The 23,561-nt window shown below is 70.5% G+C and carries 20 protein-coding genes; 15 read left to right on the top strand and 5 right to left on the bottom strand.

Annotated elements, in window-relative coordinates; genetic code table 11:
- Positions 1–221 precede the first annotated feature (221 nt).
- A complete protein-coding gene (locus ACZ7L5_RS33070; RefSeq protein ID WP_471521436.1) occupies positions 222–500 on the bottom strand; it encodes a hypothetical protein in 279 nt (92 codons plus the stop codon).
- Between the two features lie 376 nt (positions 501–876).
- On the opposite strand from ACZ7L5_RS33070, the gene ACZ7L5_RS33065 reads away from it, so the two are divergent.
- A complete protein-coding gene (locus ACZ7L5_RS33065) occupies positions 877–1,551 on the top strand; it encodes a hypothetical protein (RefSeq protein WP_471521434.1) in 675 nt (224 codons plus the stop codon).
- A 129-nt stretch (positions 1,552–1,680) separates the two neighbouring features.
- On the opposite strand, the gene ACZ7L5_RS33060 is transcribed toward ACZ7L5_RS33065, so the two are convergent.
- Positions 1,681–1,824, bottom strand: a complete 144-nt coding sequence (locus ACZ7L5_RS33060; protein WP_471521432.1) for a hypothetical protein — start codon at positions 1,822–1,824, stop codon at positions 1,681–1,683.
- 67 nt (positions 1,825–1,891) lie between these two features.
- On the opposite strand from ACZ7L5_RS33060, the gene ACZ7L5_RS33055 reads away from it, so the two are divergent.
- On the top strand, positions 1,892–2,815 hold the full coding sequence (locus tag ACZ7L5_RS33055; RefSeq protein ID WP_471521430.1) for an LLM class F420-dependent oxidoreductase: 924 nt from the start codon (positions 1,892–1,894) through the stop codon (positions 2,813–2,815).
- Between the two features lie 80 nt (positions 2,816–2,895).
- Positions 2,896–3,720, top strand: coding sequence for a DUF1684 domain-containing protein (locus tag ACZ7L5_RS33050; protein WP_471521428.1), 825 nt, complete (start codon positions 2,896–2,898; stop codon positions 3,718–3,720).
- Positions 3,721–3,777: 57 nt separating this feature from the next.
- Here the strand turns inward: ACZ7L5_RS33050 and ACZ7L5_RS33045 are convergent, their stop codons facing one another.
- Entirely contained in the window at positions 3,778–4,158 is a 381-nt protein-coding gene (locus tag ACZ7L5_RS33045; RefSeq protein ID WP_471521426.1) for a winged helix-turn-helix transcriptional regulator, read from the bottom strand.
- A 73-nt stretch (positions 4,159–4,231) separates the two neighbouring features.
- On the opposite strand from ACZ7L5_RS33045, the gene ACZ7L5_RS33040 reads away from it, so the two are divergent.
- The 3 genes from ACZ7L5_RS33040 (at position 4,232) to ACZ7L5_RS33030 (ending at position 6,649) form a co-directional block, all read left to right on the top strand.
- Positions 4,232–4,885, top strand: coding sequence for an NADPH-dependent F420 reductase (locus ACZ7L5_RS33040; protein ID WP_471521424.1), 654 nt, complete (start codon positions 4,232–4,234; stop codon positions 4,883–4,885).
- Positions 4,886–5,049: 164 nt separating this feature from the next.
- A complete protein-coding gene (locus ACZ7L5_RS33035; RefSeq protein WP_471521422.1) occupies positions 5,050–6,039 on the top strand; it encodes an ornithine cyclodeaminase family protein in 990 nt (329 codons plus the stop codon).
- Positions 6,040–6,214: 175 nt separating this feature from the next.
- A complete protein-coding gene (locus ACZ7L5_RS33030; RefSeq protein ID WP_471521421.1) occupies positions 6,215–6,649 on the top strand; it encodes a hypothetical protein in 435 nt (144 codons plus the stop codon).
- A gap of 311 nt (positions 6,650–6,960) precedes the next feature.
- Here ACZ7L5_RS33030 and ACZ7L5_RS33025 read toward each other — a convergent pair whose 3' ends face one another.
- Positions 6,961–7,806: an RNA polymerase sigma factor SigF gene (locus ACZ7L5_RS33025; protein ID WP_471521419.1), complete on the bottom strand. Its 846-nt coding sequence runs from the start codon at positions 7,804–7,806 to the stop codon at positions 6,961–6,963.
- Positions 7,807–8,088: 282 nt separating this feature from the next.
- Between ACZ7L5_RS33025 and ACZ7L5_RS33020 the strand changes: the two genes are divergently transcribed.
- Both ACZ7L5_RS33020 and ACZ7L5_RS33015 read left to right on the top strand, forming a co-directional pair.
- On the top strand, positions 8,089–8,511 hold the full coding sequence (locus ACZ7L5_RS33020; protein ID WP_471521417.1) for an ATP-binding protein: 423 nt from the start codon (positions 8,089–8,091) through the stop codon (positions 8,509–8,511).
- A gap of 482 nt (positions 8,512–8,993) precedes the next feature.
- Positions 8,994–9,929, top strand: a complete 936-nt coding sequence (locus ACZ7L5_RS33015; RefSeq protein ID WP_471521415.1) for an anti-sigma factor RsbA family regulatory protein — start codon at positions 8,994–8,996, stop codon at positions 9,927–9,929.
- Positions 9,930–9,979: 50 nt separating this feature from the next.
- On the opposite strand, the gene ACZ7L5_RS33010 is transcribed toward ACZ7L5_RS33015, so the two are convergent.
- Complete coding sequence (locus ACZ7L5_RS33010) at positions 9,980–10,150, bottom strand: hypothetical protein (protein WP_391405131.1); 171 nt, start codon at positions 10,148–10,150, stop codon at positions 9,980–9,982.
- A gap of 797 nt (positions 10,151–10,947) precedes the next feature.
- On the opposite strand from ACZ7L5_RS33010, the gene ACZ7L5_RS33005 reads away from it, so the two are divergent.
- The 7 genes from ACZ7L5_RS33005 (at position 10,948) to ACZ7L5_RS32975 (ending at position 23,548) form a co-directional block, all read left to right on the top strand.
- The gene (locus ACZ7L5_RS33005; RefSeq protein ID WP_471521413.1) at positions 10,948–12,873 is read left to right on the top strand and encodes an AfsR/SARP family transcriptional regulator; all 1,926 of its coding nucleotides are present in this window, start codon (positions 10,948–10,950) and stop codon (positions 12,871–12,873) included.
- Between the two features lie 78 nt (positions 12,874–12,951).
- Positions 12,952–15,135, top strand: a complete 2,184-nt coding sequence (locus ACZ7L5_RS33000) for a TOMM precursor leader peptide-binding protein (protein WP_471521411.1) — start codon at positions 12,952–12,954, stop codon at positions 15,133–15,135.
- Between the two features lie 43 nt (positions 15,136–15,178).
- Positions 15,179–17,038 carry a TOMM precursor leader peptide-binding protein gene (locus tag ACZ7L5_RS32995; RefSeq protein WP_471521409.1) on the top strand — a complete coding sequence of 620 codons (1,860 nt, stop codon included), beginning with the start codon at positions 15,179–15,181 and terminating at the stop codon, positions 17,036–17,038.
- A gap of 56 nt (positions 17,039–17,094) precedes the next feature.
- Positions 17,095–18,678 (top strand): nitroreductase family protein, encoded by a 1,584-nt coding sequence (locus ACZ7L5_RS32990; RefSeq protein WP_471521407.1) that lies wholly within the window; start codon positions 17,095–17,097, stop codon positions 18,676–18,678.
- 12 nt (positions 18,679–18,690) lie between these two features.
- Entirely contained in the window at positions 18,691–21,396 is a 2,706-nt protein-coding gene (locus ACZ7L5_RS32985) for a lantibiotic dehydratase (protein WP_471521405.1), read from the top strand.
- Positions 21,393–22,448 carry a lantibiotic dehydratase C-terminal domain-containing protein gene (locus ACZ7L5_RS32980; RefSeq protein WP_471521403.1) on the top strand — a complete coding sequence of 352 codons (1,056 nt, stop codon included), beginning with the start codon at positions 21,393–21,395 and terminating at the stop codon, positions 22,446–22,448. The genes ACZ7L5_RS32985 and ACZ7L5_RS32980 overlap by 4 nt, the downstream gene beginning before the upstream one ends.
- Positions 22,445–23,548 carry a peptidase M50 gene (locus ACZ7L5_RS32975; RefSeq protein ID WP_471521401.1) on the top strand — a complete coding sequence of 368 codons (1,104 nt, stop codon included), beginning with the start codon at positions 22,445–22,447 and terminating at the stop codon, positions 23,546–23,548. The genes ACZ7L5_RS32980 and ACZ7L5_RS32975 overlap by 4 nt, the downstream gene beginning before the upstream one ends.
- Positions 23,549–23,561 lie beyond the last annotated feature (13 nt).

Genomic DNA, 23,561 nt, shown 5'->3' with positions numbered 1-23,561 from the left:
AGGTGAACCAGAACTGGGAGAAGCCGTCGAAGATGCGGACGTAGTCGCTGTTCGGCTCGTCCGAGGTCGGGGGGTGTGAACTCCGCTTCCATGAGGACGCCGCTGATCGCCTGGTAGGAGAACGTCTTGTCGCCCGCCAGGAAGTCGATTCGCTGAAGGGGCGATCTCGTTGAACATGTGCCGGATGCAGCGCGTGTTCGGCGATGATCCGGGCGGCGCGGTCAGCATGCCGGCCCGCATGATGGCATCAGGGCCCGCATCATCGTGATGTGACGCGTCGTGGCGACGGGTACGGTGACGCCGTACGCAGCGAACTCGGCCGCGAGCTGCTTCGCGTCGACGTGGGCCTGTTGTATGTCGACCGGCGGCTCGAAGCCTTCGGTGAGGGCGATCATCCGGTCGACGAGGCCGGAGGCCAGGACACTCGCGACCATCCTGTGGTGGCCCGGCTCGCGGATGGCCTGGAGGCAGCTGCGCGGGGTGTAGTGAAGGGTGTCCACGCCGGGCGGTCGAGGTCGTCTGACCATGAGGCGGGATGCCTGATTCACGCCGTGTCCTCCCCTGTGCCAGGTTTCCTTCCGCATGGATGCCCGTCAGGTCCGGAGCGCATGCGGAGGGCGGTGAGCGCCAGGGTGCACCAGCTGGCGCAGAAGACGCCGGCACGCCGACCGCCCCGTCAGCATGCGGGTCCGGGCAGACTCCAGAAGTCAACGGCCTCGGTCGTGACGCCGGACCTGGCCATGGCTCCCGAACCCTTCGACGAACGACTCCCCCTTCGCACGTGCATGGCCACCCGCGGGAATTCGTCGAACTCACCGCTCACACCACCGGCGGGCCCTTCGAACTCGTCGACGGCTGAGGTCCCACACTCGGGGGATGAGAGAACTCAAGGGTGTTGATGCCGGGACACCGCATGCGCAGTTTCTGGCCACGGAGCACTGGAGTCTGCTGGCGACGCGGAGCATGACGTGGCAGGAGATCTTCAGCCGGACCGGGACGTATCTGACAGTGCTGTCGGCCGCGGTGGTGGCGCTCTCACTGGTGGCCAACGCGGCGGGGTTCGGGTCCGAGTTCACGACGTTCGCGTTGCTGGTGCTGCCAGTCGTCCTGCTCGTCGGGTTCGGGACGTACTTCCGGCTGATCGAGGCGGACATCGAGGACGCCTGGCTGATCATCGGCATGAACCGGCTGCGGCACGCGTACGTCGAGCTCGCACCGGAGCTCGAGCCGTACTTCATCGCGAGCCACCACGACGACCCACCGGGGATCTGGACGACATACAGCTTCCGCCGCCATATCGGGGTGACGCACTGGCTGTCCGGCTCACCCGTTGTCGTCGGCGTCATCAATGCCGTCGTCACCGCCGTTCTGGCCGCGGTGGTCTGTGAGGCCGCCGGCGCCGGGGACACCCTGCGGACCCTGGTCGCCTGCGCCACGGCCATCGTGACCGCGGTCGTCCTGGGGTTCCTCGGCCTGCGCAAGGTGCATGAGGTATCCGGCAGCTATCAGCCGCGCTTCCCCAGTGACAAGGCACGACGGTCTGCGGATTGAGTCGGCCGGAGCCCTGGTCGTCGGCCGCATCGCACTCATGGCGGGCCCGCCGGTCGTGCTCGGTCCCCGCACTCCTGTCCGGCGTGTGGGGAGGAGTGCGGGGGGACGGTGTCCGCCTGGCCGAACGGGTCAGGCCGCGAGGCCGGCCTTCGTCAGCCACTCCTTCGCGACGGCGCCGGCGTCCTCCTTGTCCTTGACGCGCTTCTTCATCATGTTCAGACCGACCCATCGGGACGTAGGTGCGCAGCCCGACTCAGCCCGACTCCTGTACACATGACTGACAAGAAGCTGTCACGCACGGACCGGAATGCGTGTTCGGCCGGGGCCCGTTGTGACTGGCATGACTGTTGGAGTGGTGCTCAACGCGTCCGACGCACAGAACCAGGTCGACGCCACCGTGCAGTTGGCCCAGGAGGCCACGGCCGCTGGTCTGCGGTCGGCCTGGTTCGGGCAGACCTTCGGCGCGGACTCACCACAGCTCGCGGCGATCGTCGGGCGCGCGGTGCCCGGACTGCAGGTGGGCAGCTCCGCGATCCCCGTCTTCGGCCGCCACCCGCTGATCGTCTCCAGTCAGGCCCAGACCGCCCAGGCGGCGACCCACGGCCGATACCACCTCGGGCTGGCCCTGGGTACGAAACTCCTGACGGAGACCGGCTTCGGCCTGCCCTTCGAGCGCCCCATCGCCCGTCTGCATGAATTCCTCACCGCACTACGGCAGCTGACACAGACCGGCACGGCCGACTTCCACGGCGAGCTGCTCACCGCCGCCACTCCGATTTCGGCGCGCGTACCGGGCGCCGAGAGCGGCGTCCCCGTACTGGTCGCCGCAATGGGGCCGCAGGCGCTGCGGGTCAGCGGGGAGCTGGCGGACGGGATCCTGCCCTACCTGGCGGGACCGCGCGCCCTGGCGGAGCACATCGTTCCCGCCCTCACGGCCGCTGCCGAGGCCGCCGGCCGGCCCACGCCCAGGATCGTGGCCCTGGTGCATGGCGTGGTCACGGCCGACGTGGATGCGGTACGGGCGAGGGCCACCGAGAACCTCGCGTTCCACGAGCAGATCCCGTCCTACGCAAGGGTCATCGAACTCTCCGGCGGCCGACGGGCCGCCGACCTGGCCGTGATCGGCGACGAGCAGGCGGTGGAAGCCCAGGTACGGCGTTACCGCGACGCCGGTGCCGCCGAGGTCGTGTTCTCGGGCACCGAGATCGCGGGAGAAGCGGACCGCCTGCGTACCTGGGCACTCCTCGGTGAACTGGCCGGCTGAGTACGCCCGTCGGGCCGACGGGCCGACATCTTTCCCGTACCCCCGTGCGAGGCAGAACCTCGCGTGACGAAGGAGGACACATGACCCGCGAGGCGACCGCAAAGGACCTAAGTGCCTTCACCGAGGACTGGCTGGAGTGGCACCGCGCCCAAGAGGCCCGGCTCGCCGACGCGCACGGGTTCTTGGCGATCACCGGTCTGCACTGGCTCGACGACCGGCCGCAGCGCTTCCCCGACGCACCCGGCGCGTGGCACACCGGCCCCGACGGGGTCGTCGTGAATCTCGGCGACGGCGAGGAGCTGGTCGTGGACGGAACGCCGGTGCGGGGAGAACACCGCTTCGGTGTCCTCCCCGAGCGCGGCGGCGTCGACGCGGTCTGGGGAGACGCCGTCATCGAGGTCGCCAAACGTGGCGGCAACGACATCGTGCGCCCCCGGCACCCGGACGCGCCACTGCTCACGTCCTTCACGGGCACACCGGTCTACGCCCCCGACCCGCGCTGGGCCGTGACAGGCCGGTACATCCCCTTCGACGAGCCGCGTCCGACCACCGTGGGCGCCGCCGTCGAGGGCCTTGAGCACGTGTACGACGCTCCGGGCAGGATCGAGTTCGAGGTGGGCGGGCGTCGGCTGTCCCTCACCGCGTTCCCCGGACGTGGTGCGGGCGCGCTGACGGTGCTGTTCACCGACGCGACCTCCGGGGTCACCACCTACGCCGCGAACCGGGCCCTGGCCGTCGAGCCGCCGGCCGCCGACGGCACGGTCGTCCTGGACTTCAACCGCGCCACGAACCTGCCGTGCGCCTACACGGACCTGGCCACCTGCCCGCTGCCACCGGCCGAGAACCGGCTGCCGGTGGCGATCGAGGCGGGTCAGAAGATCCCCCGCGAACGCGGCGGGTCCTGAGCCGTCCCGGCCGGCAGCGGTGACAGCGGCCGGCCCGATAGTCCGGGTCAGCCCCCTCTAGCGGGTGTGAGGGGACTGCTGCGTGGCGGCGGTGCATTCCGCGTCCTGGGCCGCCATGACCTCGTCGCCGTGCTCGAAAGCCCATGCCCCGACGGCGTCGATGGGGACCAACAAGGTCCGTCCCAGAGCGGTGAGTTGGTACTCGACCCGAGGTGGTGCCCCGGGACGCGTGTGCCGTGCCACCAGGCCGTTGCACTGCAGGCGCCGCAACGTCTCGTTGAGGACCTTGGAGCTGATGCCCCCGATCCGCTCCCGCAGTTCGACGGGGCGCATTGGGCCGTCGCGCAGCGCCCAGAGCACCACGGCGTTCCACGTGTTGGAGAACAGGTCGAAGGCGAGCCGGGCGCGGCAGTCGGCGAGGAAGGCATCGGTCGTCACTTACCAAATGGTGCCCGAGAGGCTCCATAACGTCGTGCTGAACGGTCGAAGCAGGCGGGGAGAGGAACACGTGATGAGAATCGGCGTGCTGGGAGCAGGGAACATGGCGGACGCACTCGCCACCCAGTGGGCGCGGGCCGGGCACCAGGTGACCATCGGGGCGCGGGACGCGCACAAGGCGCAGCGACTGGCGACGCGTATCGGAGGCAGCGCGGCGCCTGCCGGTCTGCGCGCGGCGGCCGAGTACGGTGAGGTGGTGCTGGCCGCGCTGCCTTTCGGGGCAGGAGCGGTCGTGGTCGGAGAGCTGCGGGCAGCGTTGGACGACAGGGTCCTGCTGGACTGTTCCAATCCGGTCGGGCCGGGTTTCCGACTGCTGACGGACGGAGGCCCCTCGGCGGCGCAGCAGTTGGCCGCGGCGGCTCCCGGAGCTCATGTGGTCAAGGCGTTCAATCTCTGTCACGAGGATGTGTGGCGCATGCGGCCGCCCGTGTTCGAGGGGCGGCCTCTGGCCGTTCCCGTGTGCGGGGACAATGAGGCAGCCCTCGCGCGGGTAAGCGAGTTGGTGCGGGATGTGGGCTGCGAGCCCGTAGCAGCCGGCGGTCTCGAACGTGCGGGACTCCTGGAGGCGACCGCCGCGCTGTTCATCGCCCTGTGGGTCGGCCAAGGGGCGGATGCTCAGGCGATCGCGCCGCCGCTGGCGTATGCCGCCGGGCCGAGTGGCCAGTGAGCAGGGGGTAGGCGCAGCATGCAGACGAACGATCCTGCCCAGTGTGTACGGATGAACATGCTCAAGGGGGACGGCGTGTCACGGCAGGGGTAGGAGCCGTAGGACAACGCTTGACCGACCAGCCGTCGTGTGGGGCGCGACTGCCCCTCAGGAGGTCTTGCAGGATGCTTGTGCTCGGGCGCTCGCAGGTCGAGGCCCTCATCGATTTGGACGCGCTGATCGACGCCCTGGCCCCAGCCATGGCGGACCTCAGCTCGGGCAGCGCCTCGGCGCCGGCCCGGATCGCGGCGCTCGTGCCCGAGCAGGAAGGCTTCCTGGCCGCCATGCCGGGCTACGTGCCATCGGCCGATGCGCTCATGGCCAAGTTGGTCTCCCTCTTCCCGCACAATGCCGGGACTCCACTGCCGACCCATCAAGCGGCCATCCTCGTGTTCGATTCGGCCACCGGCGCGCCTGCCGCGCTGCTGGACGGTACGGCCATCACCGCAGCACGGACCGCTGCCTGTTCGGCTCTGTCGGCGCGATTGCTCGCGCGCGAGGATGCGACGCTACTGGCGGTCCTGGGCACCGGAGTACAGGCCCGATCCCACATCCGTGCGATGTGCCGAGTCCGCCCCGTCCGCGAGGTCCGAATCGCCGGCCGGGTCCCGGCGAAAGCCGCTCACCTCGCCGCAGAGCTGTCAGCCGAGTTGGACATCGAAGTGCGGGCAGTGCCCACCTACGTCGAGGCGCTCGACGGTGCCCACATCGCCGCGGCGACCACCCACGCCCTCGAACCCGTGGTCCGCCGTCCCTGGCTGACTCCTGGAGTGCACGTCACCTCAGTGGGCTACAACCCGGACGGCCGTGAGATCGACGACGCCACGATCGCCGATGCGCTCGTGTGCGTCGAATCGCGCCAAGCCGCGTTGGCTCCCTTCCCGGCCGGCAGCAACGACCTGCTGCTGCCCATCCGGCACGGCGTGATCACGCCCGAGCACGTGCATGCCGAGTTGGGCGAACTCATCTCCGGCCACAAACCGGGCCGCACCTCACCCACCCAGATCACCCTGTACAAGTCAGTTGGGGTGGCCGTCCAGGATGCCGTTGCCGCCGCATTGGTCGCCGCCGCCGCCCGCGTGGAGTCGGTCGGCGCCTACGTCACACTGGAGTGATGCCGGCGTTCGGCCCGGTCATTCACCGGCGGGCGGCGACCAGGCGGCGGACTCATGACATACCGCGGGGCGCAGGGTGCCCGGGCGGTACCCGGTGAACCAGAGTCGAGCGGGACCCAGTCCGGAAACACGGCCATGCTCGAACATGTTTGCTGCCGGTGGATACGGCAACGCGATGTCCATGAGCCCATCGAACAATGACACCAGTCAAGACTCCGTATCCGCGAAGGAAGCGGCGGCCAAGGCTCGTCGCACCACGTCGCGGGCGACCGCTCCGGCATCGAAAGCGGCAGGCAAGGCTGCCGACAAGGCCGGTGACGCGGCATCAGCCGCCGCGGGCACGGCAGAGCGGACGGCCGCGGCGACCACCGCGGTCGCCCACACGGCAGCCGAGCGCGTCGAAGCCGGCCGCCAGGCCGTCGTCGCCGCCTCGGGGCAGGCCGTCGCCCTCGCCAAGACGACCTGGACGCTCATCGCCAACCGCAAAATCGTGGTCGCGGGCGCCGGCGCCGGGCTGACCGCGCTGGGCGCGGTGTCGTACGCGGCGGGCCGGCGTGCGGGCCGACGCACACTGGGCCCGATCACCCGCATGACCGGCGGTCGGATCTGACACTCCCGGCACCCTGCCCCCGCCCAGCGCGAAGGCGCTGCCGCCTTCAAGGCGGCAGCGCCTTCGCGCTGATCGAGAGGCAGCGTGCGTGGGGTGTCGAGGCCTGGGCGAAGGGCCTCTCTCACACGCGCGCGCCACCACTACGAAACGCCACTACGAAACGTCAGGCCGACATCCGCTCTCGAGCGGACGCCGGCCCGCGCACGAGGTAGTGCAAGGCGTCGGCAGCGCAGACCCCGAAGACTGAAGACTCAGGAAGTGGCTGGTCACTGGCGAGGACCCCAAGTCCGGCCACGCTCAGGGCGGGCAACTCACTGATTCGTGAGCATGCCTTCACGCAGACGGGCGAGGGTACGGGACAGCAGACGGGACACATGCATCTGCGAGACGCCCAGAAGCTCGCCGATATTGGCCTGGGTGAGTTCCTCCACGAACCGCATGTGGATGATCTGCCGGTCCCGCTCATCGAGTTCGGCAATCAGCGGGGCCAGAGCGTGGAAGTCCTCCACCAGCTCCAGAGCCTCGTCCTCGGCGCCGATGAAGTCCTGCAGCACCGCTTCGCCGTCCTCGCCGCCGCTGAGGGTGGCGTCCAGAGAAGAGGAGTTGTAGCCGTTCGCGGCGAGGCGGGCCTCGCGGACCTCTTCCTCGGAAAGGCTCATGAGCTCCGACAGCTCGGTCACCGTCGGAGTGCGCCCCAGACGACTGCGCAGTTCCTCCGTGGCGCGCGCGAGCTGGACGCGGGCTTCCTGCAACCGACGGGGCACGTGCACGGCCCAGGTGGTGTCGCGGAAGAACCGCTTGATCTCACCCACGATGTAGGGGATGGCGAACGAGGTGAACTCCACCTCCCGGGAGAGGTCGAAGCGGTCTATCGCCTTGATCAGCCCGATCATGCCGACCTGGACGATGTCCTCCATCTCCTCCGGTCCTCGGCTGCGGAACCGGCCGGCCGCGAAGCGGACCAGGGACATGTTCATCTCGATCAGCGTGTTCCGCGCGTACTGGTGCTCCGGAGTGCCTTCCTCCAACACCGCCAGCTGATCGAAGAACACCTTGGACAGCTCGCGGGCATCCTTCGGTGCCACCTGAGAGGGATCGGCGACCTCCGGCAGCTCGCTGGTCTGCGTATGCGCTGCAGGCGTGCTCGTGATCGCCATGATGTTCCTCTCCCAGAAGCGCGGCAGCCGCTGCCGCTTGAAACGGCTGACGAGCAGCGCGTACCCCGTCGTTCCGCGCTCACACCCACCACCGTGCGAAGCGCGGAACCACCGCCAAACCCGGCGCGGCGTGGAGCAGCATGCAGACGCGCCGGCTCAAGCCGCGGCTCACACGGCCCGAACCCACGCACGGGTTCGGCGTCATGAGGGTGAGGAGCTGCACTTTCCGGGCACACGGACCACGCACTCAATCGGCCTGGAGGAGAAACAGTGGCGCAGGACATGAGAGCTGCGGGATGGGCGCGTTCGCTGCCGATCAGCAGTGGAGTGAAGACGGCCAGGGACTGGACACGCAGTCATCTGGCGGCCCTCGGGTGGGAACGGACAGCACCCGATCTGGTGGACTCAATCGTCCTGGCCGTGTCCGAGCTGGTCACCAACGCGCACATCCACGCCCACACCACAGCACAACTCATCCTCACGCGGGACGAGGAATGCCTGCACGTGACAGTGCATGACGCCTCGGCTCAGCTACCCGAACAGCGCCACGCAGGCAACGAAGCCCCCGGCGGACGTGGGCTGTTCCTGGTCGACGCCCTCGCCCATGACGTGGCGGCACGCCGTTGCCCTCGCGGCAAGGACGTCACAGCCTGCTTCGAGCCGCCGCCCGCAGCCGCCCCGCCGGATGGAAGCAGCAAGGGCTGAGGGCCGGGATCGGCATGGCGGGCGTTCGCTCCGCGAGATCCGAGTGACGTCCCCGAGCCTCATAGACCCGGACGCCCCGGACCATCGCCTGGCACCTCCCGCACCACTCCCCGCTTCACTCCAGAACAGTCGGCACCCGTAAGTTATGGTGAACGGTTCACGCCATGTTGTTGCGCGCGAGAGACTGGTCTCCGGCCGGCATGTGACTGGAGGTGACAGAAAATGCGTGGTTCACCGGAGGCTGAGGGAACGACATCACTGCCCACCCCGCTGGACGGTGAGCTGCCTGTGTCACCTCTGACCGGTGATACGGGGTGGCGGGTGGCCGGTGAGATCACGCCGGCCACGCACCGGGATGGGGAGCAGATGCGGGACGGACTCGTTCGGAGCGATGCGCCGGTGTGTCATCTGGAACGGTCCGCAGTGACCTTCGCCGACGTTGCAGGGGTGTGGCCGAAGCTGCACGCGATCGAGGTGGTGTCATGATCACCGCGTCGGCTGCCACCGAACCGTTCGTGCACCCAGCGCTGTTCTACCGGGGTGAGCAGGAGTACCTCGAAGGCACCGTCCCCTTCATCCGCGACGGACTCAAAGGCGGGGAGCCGGTGGCGGTCGCCGTGCCCGGCCCGAACTTGGCCATGCTCAAGGAATCTCTGGGCGCTGACGCGGGATCCGTACGCTTCCTCGACATGACCGAAGCCGGCCGCAATCCGGGGCGGATCATCCCGAACGTGCTCCGCGCCTTCGCCGATGCACACCCTGGCAAGCGGGTCCGGATCATCGGGGAGCCGATCTGGCCCGGCCGCAGCGGCCTGGAGTACCCGGCCTGCGCCCAACATGAGGCACTGATCAACCCCGCCTTCCAAGGCCGGGAAGCGACCATCCTGTGTCCCTACGACGCTGACCGGCTTGAGGAACGCGTCCTCGCCGACGCCTACGCCACCCACCCGCTGATCGTCTCCGGCCCATCCCAGCATCCGAGCCCGTCCTTTGCCCCCGGGCACATCGTGGAGCTGTACAACCAGCCGCTGGGTCCTGCGCCCACGTCGGCCCAGGCGCGGAAGTACGGTGTGCAGGAGCTGTCGGCCACGCGTCACTTCGCCGTCGAGTGTGCAGCGCGACTCGGGCTGCAGGGGGTGCGTCTGGAAGATCTGGCGCTGGCGGTGGCCGAGCTCACCACCAACAGCGTCATACACGGGGGCGGTTCCGGCACCGTGCGAGTGTGGGCGCAGGACGCTCAGGTGGTGTGCGAGGTCAGCGACCGCGGGTATCTGAGCGATCCGCTGGTCGGGCGCCGTCCGCCCGCTCGTGACCAGCGGGGAGGCAGGGGCCTGCTGCTGGTGCATTGCGTCGCAGACCTCGTGCGTGTGCACACTGACGCCGATGGCACGGTCATCCGGTTCTACATCGGCCGCTAGGGGACGGGTCCGCCAACCGAAGCCCACGTCGCGTGAAGCCCTACGGCACGTCAGTCCTTGCCACGGTCCCCGACGACCACGAGGAACGCGTCCGACTGCAGGTCCATGACTACGGTCGCGTCCGGCTCGCCCTCATCCCGCAGCCGGGCCGCGCACTCCTCCGCCGGCCACGATCCGCGCGGAGCTCCCGCTGGAAACCGCTCCAACACCTTCGCGTCCATGGCGTATCCACCTCCGTCGCCGCCGTAAGAAACACGTGCTGTTCACTCGTTCCTTGACATCCGCCTGCCCGCGATTTGTCGGTGTACGCAATGGAGTTAGCGGTCTCGGACCTCCCGACCAAGGCGTGGCTCGCGAGGAGGAAGGCGAGTCGTCGTCGTGGTAGGCCGTCCCGGACGGACAGCCCCGCGCACCCGGACCGTCAGAAGGAATTCAGGCGTCCTTATTCAACCGGTCCCACTTCACATGACAGTCGGGGCTCTGATTTCGTTCGCGCGTATAGTTATGCGTTACCCCAGGTAACGCGCCGAATTGGATTGAACCAATGACGGAACAATCGCTTCCGCACGTAAAGAAGAAGACCGTTCACGTTCCGATCCTGACCGGGATCCGCCCCTCCGAAGCGTCGCGGCGGGGCCAGCAACCGCCGCCTCACCGACACTGACCTGCGAGTTTATGAGAGCGGTCCGACTTGACCATCCACGCAGGGCCGACAAAGAGCCCATGTGAGACGTTCATGGAATACAGCCGAAATTCCGACACCTGGGCAATATTCTTAAACCAGGGGATCGACTTGCCGCAATCTCACGCTTAAAGTATCCGCTGGCACAGGCAAGGACGCCAACGCAATAGGCTTCCGGGCATTGCCGCCGCAGAAATGGCTTTCTTTCCGGTCGTCGCGCGTCCCCTAATCAGTCAACGGCGCCGACGTTCGCAACCGTATTTTGCCGGGCCCAGGAGCGAGCTCGATCAGTCGCGCGCCAGGACCGCCAGAGGACACAACGGAGCGATAAGTAGGATGCGGTTCCAGCTGTTAGGGCTCCTGAGTATCACCGACGGTGAGCACGCCGCCGTCCTGCAGCCCTCCAAGCCCACGAATCTCCTGGCCGCCCTGCTCATTCACTCCGGCGCGGTGGTCTCGACCGACTATCTGTTACGTGCCGTCTGGGACACCGAGCCCCCAGCCACGGCCAGGGCCGCCCTGCAGAGCTGTGTCCTGCGACTGCGCAGGATCTTCGCGAAGTACGGGATAGCCAACGACACCATCGAGGCCGTACCGGGCGGTTACCGGATGCGGATGGACCACGAGACCCTCGACCTCGTCCGCTTCCGCGGCCTGGTCCAGTCGGCCGACTCCGCCCGCGACGCCGAGACGGAGTCGTACGTACTGCGCGAGGCCCTCGCCCTGTGGCAGGGTCCCGTACTCGCCAACGTCTCCTCGCACATGCTCCACCGCGACGAGGCCCCCCGGCTGTCGGAGGAACGGCTCAGCGCGCTGGAGCGGCTGTGCGACATCGAACTGGCGCGCGGGCGATGTCGCGAGGTCCTGACCGATGTGTGGGACGCGGCCCGACGCCACCCGGAGCGAGAACGCTTCGCTGAGCAGTTGATCGAGGCGCTGTACCGAACCGGCCGCCAGACAGAAGCGCTTGTGGAGATCCGGGCCGTCAAGGAGCGGCTGAAGGAGGAGTTCGGCATCGATCCGGGCGCGCCTCTCCAGCGGCTGGAGATGGCCATCCTCCGTGGCGAGGAGCTGGATACCGCCCAGGGCCCCAAGGTTTTCCCCGCGATCGAGGCACGGACACCCACGCGACCGGCCGCACTGCCGGCAGGGGTCGCCAGGGCCGATCTGCCGAGTCAGTCACCGGCCCAAACGCCGGCACAGGAACAGGCACCGGCTGTCGCGGCCCTTCCACCCGGCGCCCCCACGGCTCACGACAAGGCCCAAGACCCCGCGCACGACCCGACGTCCACCCGAGCCACAGACACCACTCGCGGCCTCCCCGTCACCACCCCCGGCCACACCGTCGCCTCCGTGCCGTCCCTCGCCCCCGTCCCCTGCTTCACCGGACGCACCACTCAACTTGCTGCGATTCAACGCGCGTTGACCGCCCACCACCCGCAGGCCGGCCTCGTGGTCATCTCCGGAGCCCCCGGCATCGGCAAGACCGCCCTCGCGCTGCAGGCGGCCCATCTGGTGCAGGACGCCTTTCCCGGCGGCTGCTTCACCCTGGCCATGACCGACCCTGACGGCAGTGCGCTCAGTACGGCGGAGGCCCTGGAACGGCTTCCCTCCCCGAGCCGACCGGGGCGTCGGCTGCTCGTCCTCGACGACGTGGCGAGCGCCGGGCGAATACGGCCCCTGCTCCCCTCCCCCGCCGAAGGTGCCGCCGTCGTGACCAGCAGACGCGGGCTCGCGGGCCTGGTCGCCACGCACGGCGGCGTCGTGCACCGGCTCGATACGCTCGACGAGCGGGAGTCCTACGACCTCCTGGTCGCCACCCTGGGCGCCGAGCGAGTCGGCCAGGAACCTGACGCCGCACGCGAACTCGCCCGCATCTGCGGGCACTTCCCGCTCAGCCTGCGGATCGCCGCCGCCCGTCTGCTGACCCGGCCGGGCCTCGGCATCGCCGACTGCGTGAGCTGGCTGGCCAAGGACCTGCCTACCCGGCTCTCCCTCGCCGACGAGCCGCTGATGTCCGTACCTCATGTCTTCGAAGCCGCTCTGGGGCGGCTCGATCCCGATCTGCGTGAGGCCTTCCTGCGGCTGGCCGCGCAGTTCGAGGGCGGCGGGAACCCGGAGTCGCCGCCGCCCGACGAGGTGCTCGAACAGCTCGCGGACGCCGGATTCGTCGAGGAGGGCCCGCCCAAGCCGTACCGCATCCACGAACTGCTCAGAATCTACGCGCGTCAGCTCGCCGCGCCCGCCCGAACTCCCGGCTGACCGCTTTCCGTTACCCCGTACCACCCGGTCCCCCGCCCCCACCGACCCTCCGACCCTCCGACCCGAGGTGACATCCGCATGCTTTCCGCACGGTACGACTCCGTCGCCGCGACCCGCCCCCGGATCCGCCGTGACGTCCTGTTCACCGAGGCCCCCGACGGTGTCCTCTTCCACAACGCCGACGGCGGATTCCGGCTGACGGCCAAGTCGGCGTACCGGTTCGCCAGGCTTCTCGTGCCCCACTTCGACGGCGAGCACACGGTCGCCGAGATCTGCGAGGGGTTCGGCGACCGGCAGCGCGCCATGGTCGGCGAGCTTGTCGGCACGCTGTACGAGCGAGGCTTCGCGCGTGACGCCCCGGCCGGACCCGTGGCGGACTCGCCTGCCGAGGCGGAGCCGTCCGCCGACGTGGCCCGCCGATTCGAGGCGCAGATCGCCTATGTCGACCACTACGCCGACGACGCGACGCGGCGCTTCCAGCGGTTCCGGGACACGCGCGTGGCCGTCGTGGGCACGGGCCTGGTGGCCCGCTGGTGTGCGCTGAGCCTGATCCGCAACGGCAACGCGGCCGTCGGCGTACTGCCCGGCCTCGACCGGGAGGCGATCGCGGAGGAGGCGGCGGCCGCCGCTGCCGAGGGCTGCCCGGTCGAGGTCCGCGATCTCGCGGACGGGCCGATGACCTGGGACAGCCTCGACGGGTACGACGTCGTCGTCGTGACCGGCGGGCCGGACGCGCCTCGGGTGATTCTTGCGCTGCTGCGGGCCGGCGTGCCCGCGGGCCGCACGCTCCTGCCGGCCTGGTCCTTCGGGCGGCATTCGGTCGCCGGACCGGCCATGTCGGCTCAGACAACAGGGTGTTGGGCGTGTGCGGTGCTGCGTCTCGGCGCCAACGGGGCCTCCGCTCAGGCCGCCGACGTGTGGAGTGCGCTCGCTCTGGGCCTGCCGGCCGGCACGCCGGTTCCAGGCGGTCCGCTGTCCGCGATGCTCGGGAACCTGCTCGGGTTCGAGGTCTTCAAGTCGGCGACCGGCGCGCTGCCCGCCGAGACCGCCGGGCAGCTGATCGTGCAGGACACGGAGTCGCTCGATGTGGCCTCGGAGCCCCTGCTCCCGCACCCCCGCTGCCCGTTCTGCGCCGACGACACACCCGCCGAGGTGCCCGAGGTGGATGTGGCGACCGGGGACACCGGCGCTCTCGCACTGCCCACCGTCGACACCGCCCGCGAGGCGGACGAGCTGGTGGCGGAGCTGAACCGCCGCTCGGTGCTGCTGCGGCCGCACGCCGGTGTCTTCCGCCGCTACGACGACGAGGACATCACCCAGACCCCGCTGAAGCTCAGCGTGGTCGAACTCGGCGTCGGGCACGGCCGCCCCCGGCGGATCGCCGCCGCCGACGTCCACCACGTGGCCGGCGCCCGGCTGCGGGCCCTGCACCGAGCCGCCGAGACGTACGCCGAGCACGTCGTCCCGCACGCCCGCACCATCGCCCCGGAACACGCGGTGCGCCTCGCCCCGGCCGAGCTGGCCACCGCCACCGGCATCGGGGGCGCGGAGGCGGACGTACGGGCGTGGGAGGCGGCGGTCTCGCTGCTCACCAAGGAGCGGTTCCTGGTGCCGGGCGAGGCCGTGCGCCCGTTCGGTGCCGGCAATCCGGAGCGGCTCTTCGAGGCCACGAGCGCCGGGATGCGGGCCGGCGCGAGCGTGGCCGACGCCGCCGCGCAGGGCATGCTGTCGGCGCTCGCGTTCGACGCGCTCCGGCGGGCGGTCCGAGGTGCCGCCGTGCCCGGCGTGACCGTGCCCGCCGACGCCGATCCCGAACTCACCTTCCTGATGCGCTCCGCCGTCAACCTCGGTGTCGAGACCGAGCTGCTCGACCTCGGTGAGCGGGAGCGGTCCGGCGTGTCGGTCGTCCTCGCCCGGGCCGGGACCCGCTGGTCGGTCGGGGCCGAGCTGTCGTACCGGGCCGCGGCCGTGGCGGCGCTGCGTGAGCTGCTGGGTCAGGTTCAGCTGGAGCAGCAGGGGCCGGCCGACGACACGTCGTTCGGGGATCCGGTGCTCAGCGATCTCGACCCGCGCGCCCTGACGGTGATCGGAACTGTGACCGCCGACCCGGACGCCGTCACATCCTGGGCAGACGTACTGCGCCGGCTCGGCGAACAGGCCCGGGACGCACTCGTCGTACCGACCGGCTCCACGGACCTCGAACGCGCCGGCATCCACGTCGTGCGCGTACTACTGACGTCGGAGGCACGGCGTGTCGGTTGAGACGACGACTCGGGCGGTCCGCGTGCCGAGTGCCGTCCGTCTCATGACCGACCTGCTGCGGGCGGCCCTCGGCCGGCAGGGGCAGGGCCACATCGAAGTGTCGGTGCGCGCGTTGGGGTTCGACGACGCCTTCGCCGAGGAGCATGGCGCGCCCGAGCCGGGACCGGTGCCCGTGCACCTCTACGCGCGGCACGCGATCGTCGGCCCCGTCGGCGACTCGCCCTGTCCGCGGTGTCTGGGCCGGCGCTGGCAGGCGGTACGTTCGGTTCCGCTGCGTGACGCGCTGGAACTCGGCGGTCGCACCCACGAGTCGGGGGTGTGGCCCTACGCCGTCCCGTTCACGGCCGACGCGCTCGCCGTGGTCGTGGCGCAGGCGCATGCGGCCCCGGCGCGCGAGCCGTTCCCGGACGTACGGGTGCTGGATCTGGAGTCGCTGTCGGTGCGTGGCTATCCGCTGGTGCCGGACCCGCAGTGCCCGGCGTGTTCCCGGCCGGTCGCCGACACGCCCGAGGGTGCCGTCGTCTCGCTCGGCTCCGCGCCCAAGCACACGCCTGGGTCCTTTCGGCTGCGCCCGGTCGAGGCGTACGGCATCGACATCGCGGCCTTCGCAAACCCGGTGTGCGGCGCGCTCGGCCCGTCCCTCGTCCAGGACGTGTCGTCCACGTCGACGTCGGCGACCATCGGCTGCTTCTCGATGCGCTCCGGGGAGTACCTGCGGGAGACGTTCTGGGGCGGGCACGCGGCCTCCTACGGGGCCAGCGCGCGGATCGGCGTTCTTGAGGGGCTGGAGCGGTACGCCGGCATGCGGGCGCGCGGCAAGCGGACCCTGGTGGCGGGGACGCCGGCGGAGTTCGGCGCCGACGCCGTGGATCCGCGCGAAGTGGGCCTGTACTCCGAGGCCTTCCACCGCGACAACCCGCACGTCGTGCCCTTCTCCCCCGAACGCGAGATCCCCTGGGTGTGGGGCTGGTCGCTGCGGGACCGGGCGCCTCGGCTGGTGCCGGAGATCCTGACGTACTATCACGCGCCCGGTCTGGAGAACCGGTTCGTGCAGGAGAGCTCCAACGGCTGCGCCTCGGGCGGCTGTGCCGAAGAGGCCGTCTACTTCGGGCTGATGGAGGTCGTCGAGCGGGACGCCTTCCTGCTCACCTGGTACGGGCAGCAGTCCCTGCCCGAGATCGACCCGGCGACCAGCACCCGCCCCGCCATCCGGAGCATGGTCGACCGGCTGGCCATGTACGGCTACCGGGCCCGCTTCTTCGACACCCGCGTCACGTTCCCGATCCCTGTCGTCACTGCCGTCGCCGAACGCGTCGACGGCGGTCCGGGCCGGATGTGCTTCGGAGCGGGTGCCGGTCTGGACCCGGAGTCCGCGTTGGACGCGGCACTGTGCGAGATCGCCACCGACGCGGTGAACCTCCAGGGACGGACCGAGCGCGACGAGGCCCGGCTGCGCGCCATGGCCGGAGACTTTTCACAGGTGACCGACCTGCACGACCATCCGCTCGTCTACGGCATCCCCGAGATGGGCGGGCACGCCGACTTCCTGCTGCGGGGCCCGACGACCACGAAACGGCTCGCGGTCTCCGATCTGGCCTGGCCGGACGCGACCGGAGCGCCCGTCTCGCCCGATCTGCGGGACGACCTGGAACGGTGTGTGTCCGCCGTGACCGGCGCCGGGTTCGACGTCGTGGTCGTGGACCAGACGCTGCCCGAACAACGACGGCTGGGACTGCACACGTTCAGCGTCGTCGTACCCGGCCTGATTCCGATCGACTTCGGCTGGTCGCGCCAGCGGGCTCTCGGTATGCCGCGGCTGCGTACGGCTCTGCGTGAGGCGGGGCTGCGCGACCGGGACCTGGAGGCCGCCGACCTCAATCCGGCTCCGCACCCCTTCCCCTGACGATCCGCGATCTCCCAATCCCCCGCAACCCTCCACGCCCAGCAGAGGAGAGTCCCATGGGCTACGCCCATGAATACGCGACGGCCATCATGCACCGGGGCCGGATCCCGATGGAGCCGGCCGACTTCGTGCCCGACTGGGCGGACCGTCCGCGCAAGGCCAAGTACTACCCGGGCGCCGACTCGTTCCCGCTGCCCGACGCGCCCTACCCCGCCGACGCCACGGTCACGGCCGGCCTACTGGCCGACGACATGCCGAACGCGGGGCGTTTCTCGCTGCCCCTGCTCTCCGGCATGCTGCTGGACTCCTATGGCCTGACCGGCCGCCGTCTCGGTGTCCAGGCCAACACCGACCTCGGTGCGCTCCCGCACTACACGCAGGCGAACTGGTCCCGGGGCACCGCCTCGGGCGGTGGTCTCTACCCGGTGACCATCTACTGGGTCTCCGGTCCGTCGGGTCCGCTCACGCCCGGCGTGCACTACTACTCACCGCCGCGCCACGCCATGCAACGGTTGCTGGCCGGGAACGTGAGCGGGGAAGTGGCCGCGGCGCTCGGGTCGTACGGGGCGGCGACGGACCAGTTCCTGGTCCTCGGCGTCAAGTACTGGCAGAACGCGTTCAAGTACAACAGCTTCTCCTTCCACGCCGTGAGCATGGACGTGGGCGCGCTGCTCCAGACCTGGCGTGTCTGGGCGCGTGCTCGCGGGCTGAGGGTGGCCCCCGCGCTGTGGTTCGACGAGGCGGAGCTGGCCCGGCTGCTGGGGCTGGGCGAGGACGAGGAAGGGCTGTTCGCGGTCGTTCCGCTGCTGTGGGACGGTACAGAGGCGCAGGGCACGTCGGCAGGGGCGCCGGGCGCGGCCGTCCGTAGGCGTGACCAGGAGCGGTCCCGGACCGTCCTCGACTTCGAGACCCTGCGCCGGATCCACCGCGCCACCGCCGAGTACGCCACCGACCGGCCCGGGCCCGGGGCGCTCCGGCCCAGCGCGCCCGCCCCTCCGGCCACGACCACCGACCCGGTCGCCCTTCCTCCCGCGGGGTTCCCGGACGTCAGCGTCCGTACGGCCCTGCGCTCCCGGCGCAGCAGCTTCGGCCGCTTCGACGCGACGGTCCCGGTGACGGCCATGCAGTTGGCCACCACGCTCGCCGCCTGCGCGGGGACGCGGCTCGACGGCGACGCGGAACCTGCCGGCACCCCGCGTCAGGCCCGGCTGTACGCATTCGTCAACCACGTCGACGGCGTCGCGCCCGGCGCCTACGCCTACGAGCCCGACACGCACACGCTGCACCTGGTGGCGCCCGGCGCGCCGGGCTCGTTCCTGCAGCGCAACTACTTCCTGTCCAACTACAACCTCGAACAGGCCGGCGCCGTCATCGTGCCGACCCTGCGTACGACGGCGGTGCTGGACGCGGTCGGCGACCGGGGCTACCGGCTGGTCAACGCCACCGTCGGGGCGATCGCGCAGAGCTTCTACACCGCCGCGGCGGCGCTCGGGCTGGGCGCCGGTGTGGCCCTCGGTTTCGACAACATCTCGTACATCGAGGAGCTGGGGCTTGCGGACTCCGGCGAGGCGCCGCTGCTGATCATGCTGCTCGGCAACGAGCGTCCGTGTCCTGCCGACTTCCGTTCCGAGATCGTCTGACAGGGGGTCGCCGTGACACCGATTACCAGCTGGCAACCAGGGCACCGCTTCCTTCTGCGAATCGCCGGGCTGCCCGTCGAGTCCGTCCGTGCCCTGCGCTGCCCAGACACCGCCCGCTGGGCCGACGAGGTGCTGGCCGCCGAGGAGGAGTTGCTGGGGCGGGGCCGGGAGCTGAGCGACGTACTGCACGCGCTCGTCCCGGCCGCCGACCGGCTCTTCCCCCACGACGGCCGCCGCCGGCACCTGCTGGCGCTGCGCCGGGACATCTTCAACAACCGTCTGCCGAAGGGCGACCCGCCCGCGCTCGACCTCATCGAGGCGCTGGACCCGGCCGTGGCCAAGCGGACCGGGCAGTGGCTGGAGGGCAGGCGGGCACTCGACGTGCTGCACCGCCGAGGGGCCATGTTGCTCGGCGACGAACTCGCCGGGACGAGGGGCGTGTTGCGGGCGCTGCTCGACGAGGACCGGCTGCGGCACGGGCTGTTGCTCGCGTCACCGACGCTCGAAGGGCGGCTGGAGTCGTATGTGCGGCTCGGCGCGGGTGAACGGCCGGACAAGCGGCTGCGGAAGATCGAGCGCTCGGTGCTGTCCTACCTGTACCGGACGGCCTGCAAGACCAGCCCGTTCAGCACCTTCACGGGTGTCGGCCTCGGCACGTTCGGCGACGGCGACGACCCGTCGATTGCGCTGCGCGCCGAGTGGCGGGGGCGGGTGCGGCTGAACGTCGTGGTCCTTGCGCGGTTCGCGGAGCAGATCCTCGCCTCTTCCGCGCTGCGCGCCGACCTGCCGGTGCGGCTCGCGTCCGGGTGGGGCGGCGACGATCAGCGGGTGCGGTACGTGCGGCGCTGGGTCACGACCGGCGACGACGACGCGGCGGTCACCTTCGACGCGGTCAAGGACCGGCTGTTCTTCCTGCGCCGCAGCGGCACGCTCGACCGCCTCATCGCCCTGCTGAGCGAACGTGACCTGCGCTACGGCGAGGTGGTCGACTGGCTGTGCGCCGAGTACGACGCCGACGCCTCCCTGTGCGAAACGTATGTGTCGGCGCTGCTCCAGCTCGGCATGATCCGTGTCCCGAGCCTGGACACCGACGTGCACACCGCCGACCCGCTGCGCTCCTTCCAGGACGCGCTGCGGGCACTGGACCGGCCGTGGGCTCACGACCTTGCCGGAGAGCTCGATAACGCGGCCGGGCTGATCGACGCCTACCCACAGGCGGACACGGCCGGACGGGCGCGGCTGCTGCGCCGGCTGCGCGCCGGTCTGGGCGGGGCCCAGAAGCTGCTGGGCGTCGAGGAGCCGTCCCTGCCGCAGACCCTGCTCTACGAGGACGCCGACGCCGGAGACGACGTGTCCTGCGGGCTGGGTGCCTGGACCGGCACGGACGGCGGCGCGCTGCGCTCGGTGGAGCGGATCCTGCCGGCGTTCGACCTGACGCTGCCTCAGCGGGTGACGTTCAAGGGGTTCTTCCTGGCCCGCTACGGCAAGGGCGGCCGCTGCGACGACCTGCTCGGTCTCGTGCACGACTTCCACGAGGACTTCTTCGACCAGTACCTCTCCTTCGCCGCCAAGCGATCCCCGTTCGACGCGCGGGGCGAGTACGTGCCTGAGGAGAACTGGCTCGGGCTGGCGGAGATCAAGTCCCTGGACCGGGCCCGCCGGACGTTCATCGACCGGATGCGCGCGCTGTGGGCCGGGCACGCCGGGGAGACGGACGTCGTGCTGGACGACGCGCACCTCGACGAGGTGGCGGCCGAACTGGACGGCCTGCGAGCCCCGTTCACCCCGCAGAGCCACCACCTCCAGCTCACCACGGAGGGCGGTGAGCCGCTGATGGTGCTCAATCGCTCCTACGGCGGACTGTCGTTCCCGTTCAGCCGGTTCACGCACGTCTGGGACGAGCCGGCCGGCCCCGGCCTCTCCGAACCGCTCCGGGAACAGGCCACCCGGCTGACGCCGCCCGGCGCCGTGCTCGCCGAGCTGACCGGCGGGTCGGTGACGACCAACCTCAACCTGCACGGACGCCTGACCGAGTACCAGATCGTCTGCCCCGGCGAGTCGAGCGGCGTCCCCGAGGACCGCCGTATCCACCTGGAGGACCTCCGCCTCGAACACGACGAGGACGAGGACCGGCTGCTGCTGCGCTCCGAGCGGCTCGGCCGTGAGGTGATCCCGGTGTACCTCGGCTATCTGGTGCCGCTCGCCCTCCCCGAGACCCCGCGCACACTGCTTCTTCTGTCGCCCACCTCGATGGCCCCGCTGGACGTCTGGGCCGGTGTCCCGCACGGCCCGGCGCACGAGGGCGTCACCCGCCGGCCCCGGGTGCGGCACGGCAACCTCGTACTCGCCCGGCGCAGCTGGTCCACGACCGCCGCCGCGCTGCCCGCCCGACCGGCGGGCACGCCGGACGACCAGGCGTTCCTGGCCTGGCGGCGCTGGCGCCGCGTGCACGGGCTGCCCGACCGCGTCTTCGTCACCGTCTCCAGCGGCCCCCGGGGCGGGGCGGGCGCCAAGCCGCAGTACCTCGACTTCGACAGCCCGCTGTCACTCACCGCGTTCGAGGCGCTGGTCAAGTCGCCGGACGACCGGATCGAGCTGCGCGAGATGCTCCCGGCGGAGAGCGGCCTGCACGTCGTCTCCGAACGCGGCAGCCACGTGGCCGAGCTGTCGGTCGAGACCTTCACCTCCCACAGCCGTTTCGAGGAGAGCCCCGCATGACCGACCTGACCCCCACCCCCGGCGCGTGGCAGGCCATGCACGTCTTCTACGCCGCCAACCCGCAGCCCCTGCTGGTGAAGTGCGTGGGCCCGCTGATCCGGGACCTCACCGGCGACGGGCTGCTCGCCGGGCACTTCTTCATCAACTACTGGCTGGAGGGCCCGCATGTGCGGCTCCGGCTGCGGCCGGCGAGCGAGGACGCGACGGCCGAGGTGCGCCGCCGGGCCGAGGACGCCGTCGACGCGTTCCTGCGCAGCCGTCCGGCGCTGTACGAGGTCGACTCGGGGTTCCTCAACGAGTTCTACAACGCCCTCTTCGAGATCGAGTTCCCGGAGGGCGACCGCGGGGAGTTCATGGGCGAGGACGGCCGGATGCGGCTACGCCCGAACAACTCACGTTCCTACGAGCCGTACGAGCCCGAGTACGGCAAGTACGGCGGGCCGGCCGGAGTCGCGCTGGCGGAGTGGCACTTCGCGCACTCCAGCGATCTGGTCATCGAGGCGCTGGGTTCGATGAACCTGCACCTGAGGACCGTACTGCTCGGCACGTCGGCCCAGTTGATGATGGTGATGGCGAGCTGCTTCCTGCCCGACGAGGACGACCTCGCCGACTATCTGGAGCGGTACTACGAGTTCTGGCACCGCGCGTTCCCGGGCACGGGATTCATCGGTTCCTCGGAGTACGACCGCAGCTACGCCGAGATGGCGCCCCGGCTGGGCCGCCGCTTCGACGAGATACGCCGGGCCGTCGCCGCGCAGCGGCTCGACCGGCTGCCCGCGTTTCTGCGCGGCTGGGCGGCGCACTGCCTGGAGCTGCGGCAGCAGGCGGTCGAGCTGGCCGAGGCGGGCGACCTGATCTTCCGGTCCTGGGACGGCACCCGCGACGAGCAGGTCACCGACCCGGCGCTCGCCCTGCCGCTGCTCCTCTCGCCGTACATGCACATGACCAACAACCGGCTGCATGTGACGATCCGCGACGAGGCGTACCTCTCCCACATCCTCGGCCGGGTGCTGCGCTCGGGCACGGGAGCCGCGTCGGAGGCCCTCTCATGAAACCCGACGTCTCCACCCACCGGCCCCGGATGCGGCCGGACATCCTCCTCAGCGCGCCCCTGCTGCGCGGTCCTGCCACCGTGCACCTGATCAAGGATCCGGCGGACGGCTCGTCGTTCGAGGTGGGGCCGAAGGAGTACTTCCTGATCTCCCGGCTGGACGGGGACCGCAGCCTGGAGGAGATCGGCGCCGAGTACGCCGCCGCCTTCGGGCGACGCCTCGGCGAGGCCAACTGGCAGCAGCTCCTGGGCTTGTTGGGCGCCAAGCGGCTCCTTGAAGGCGCGCCAGTCCGCCACGTCCCCGCGGCCCCGCCTTCCTCCCCCGTCACCGGCAACCTCTACAGGGGCAGCCTGCGACTGGTCGCCGACGCCGGGGCGACGACCGGGCGACTGCACCGGGCCCTGCGTCCGCTGCTGCGCCCGCCGGTCCTGATCGTCCTGCTGACGCTCTGCCTTGCCATGGAGGTCGTCCTGGCCGCGGGCGCCGGCCCGCTCGTACGGGACACGTGGTGGCTGCTGCGGCAACCCGTGCCCCTGGTCGGCGTGTTCACCCTGCTGTGGCTGAGCACCGCCTGTCACGAGCTGGCGCACGGCGTGGCCGCCCGGCACCACGGCGGCACGGTGAGCGAGATCGGCCTGCGCTGGCGGCTGCCCGTGGCGATCATGTACTGCCGGGTCGACAACTACCGCTTCCTCGCGCGCCGTCGGCACCAGCTGGTGGTCGGCGCGGCCGGGGCCTTCGCGAACCTGATGTTCCTGCTGCCCTTCGCCGCCTGGTGGGCGGCACTCGACCCCGGCGACCCGACGCGCCGGGTGCTTTCGGGGCTGCTTCTGCTGGGCAGCGTTCAGGCACTGGTCAACCTGGTGCCACTCCCGCCCCTCGACGGATACACCATGCTCGGTCATGCACTGGGTGTGTCCAACCTCGCCCCGGAGAGCGGGCGTTACCTGAGGCTGCGCCTGCGCGACCGGCAGGCCGCGGCTGCCTACCCGCGCCGGGCGCGGACCCTGTACACGGCATACGGGATCGGCTCGTCCGTTCTGGTCTGTCTGATCGCGGCCGGCCTGGCCACGGCCGCGTTTGTCCTGCTCGCCCCCTGACGGACCTGTTCCG

The organism is Streptomyces sp. NPDC107528, from assembly GCF_055639295.1.
This window is presented reverse-complemented; position numbering and strand designations above follow the sequence as displayed.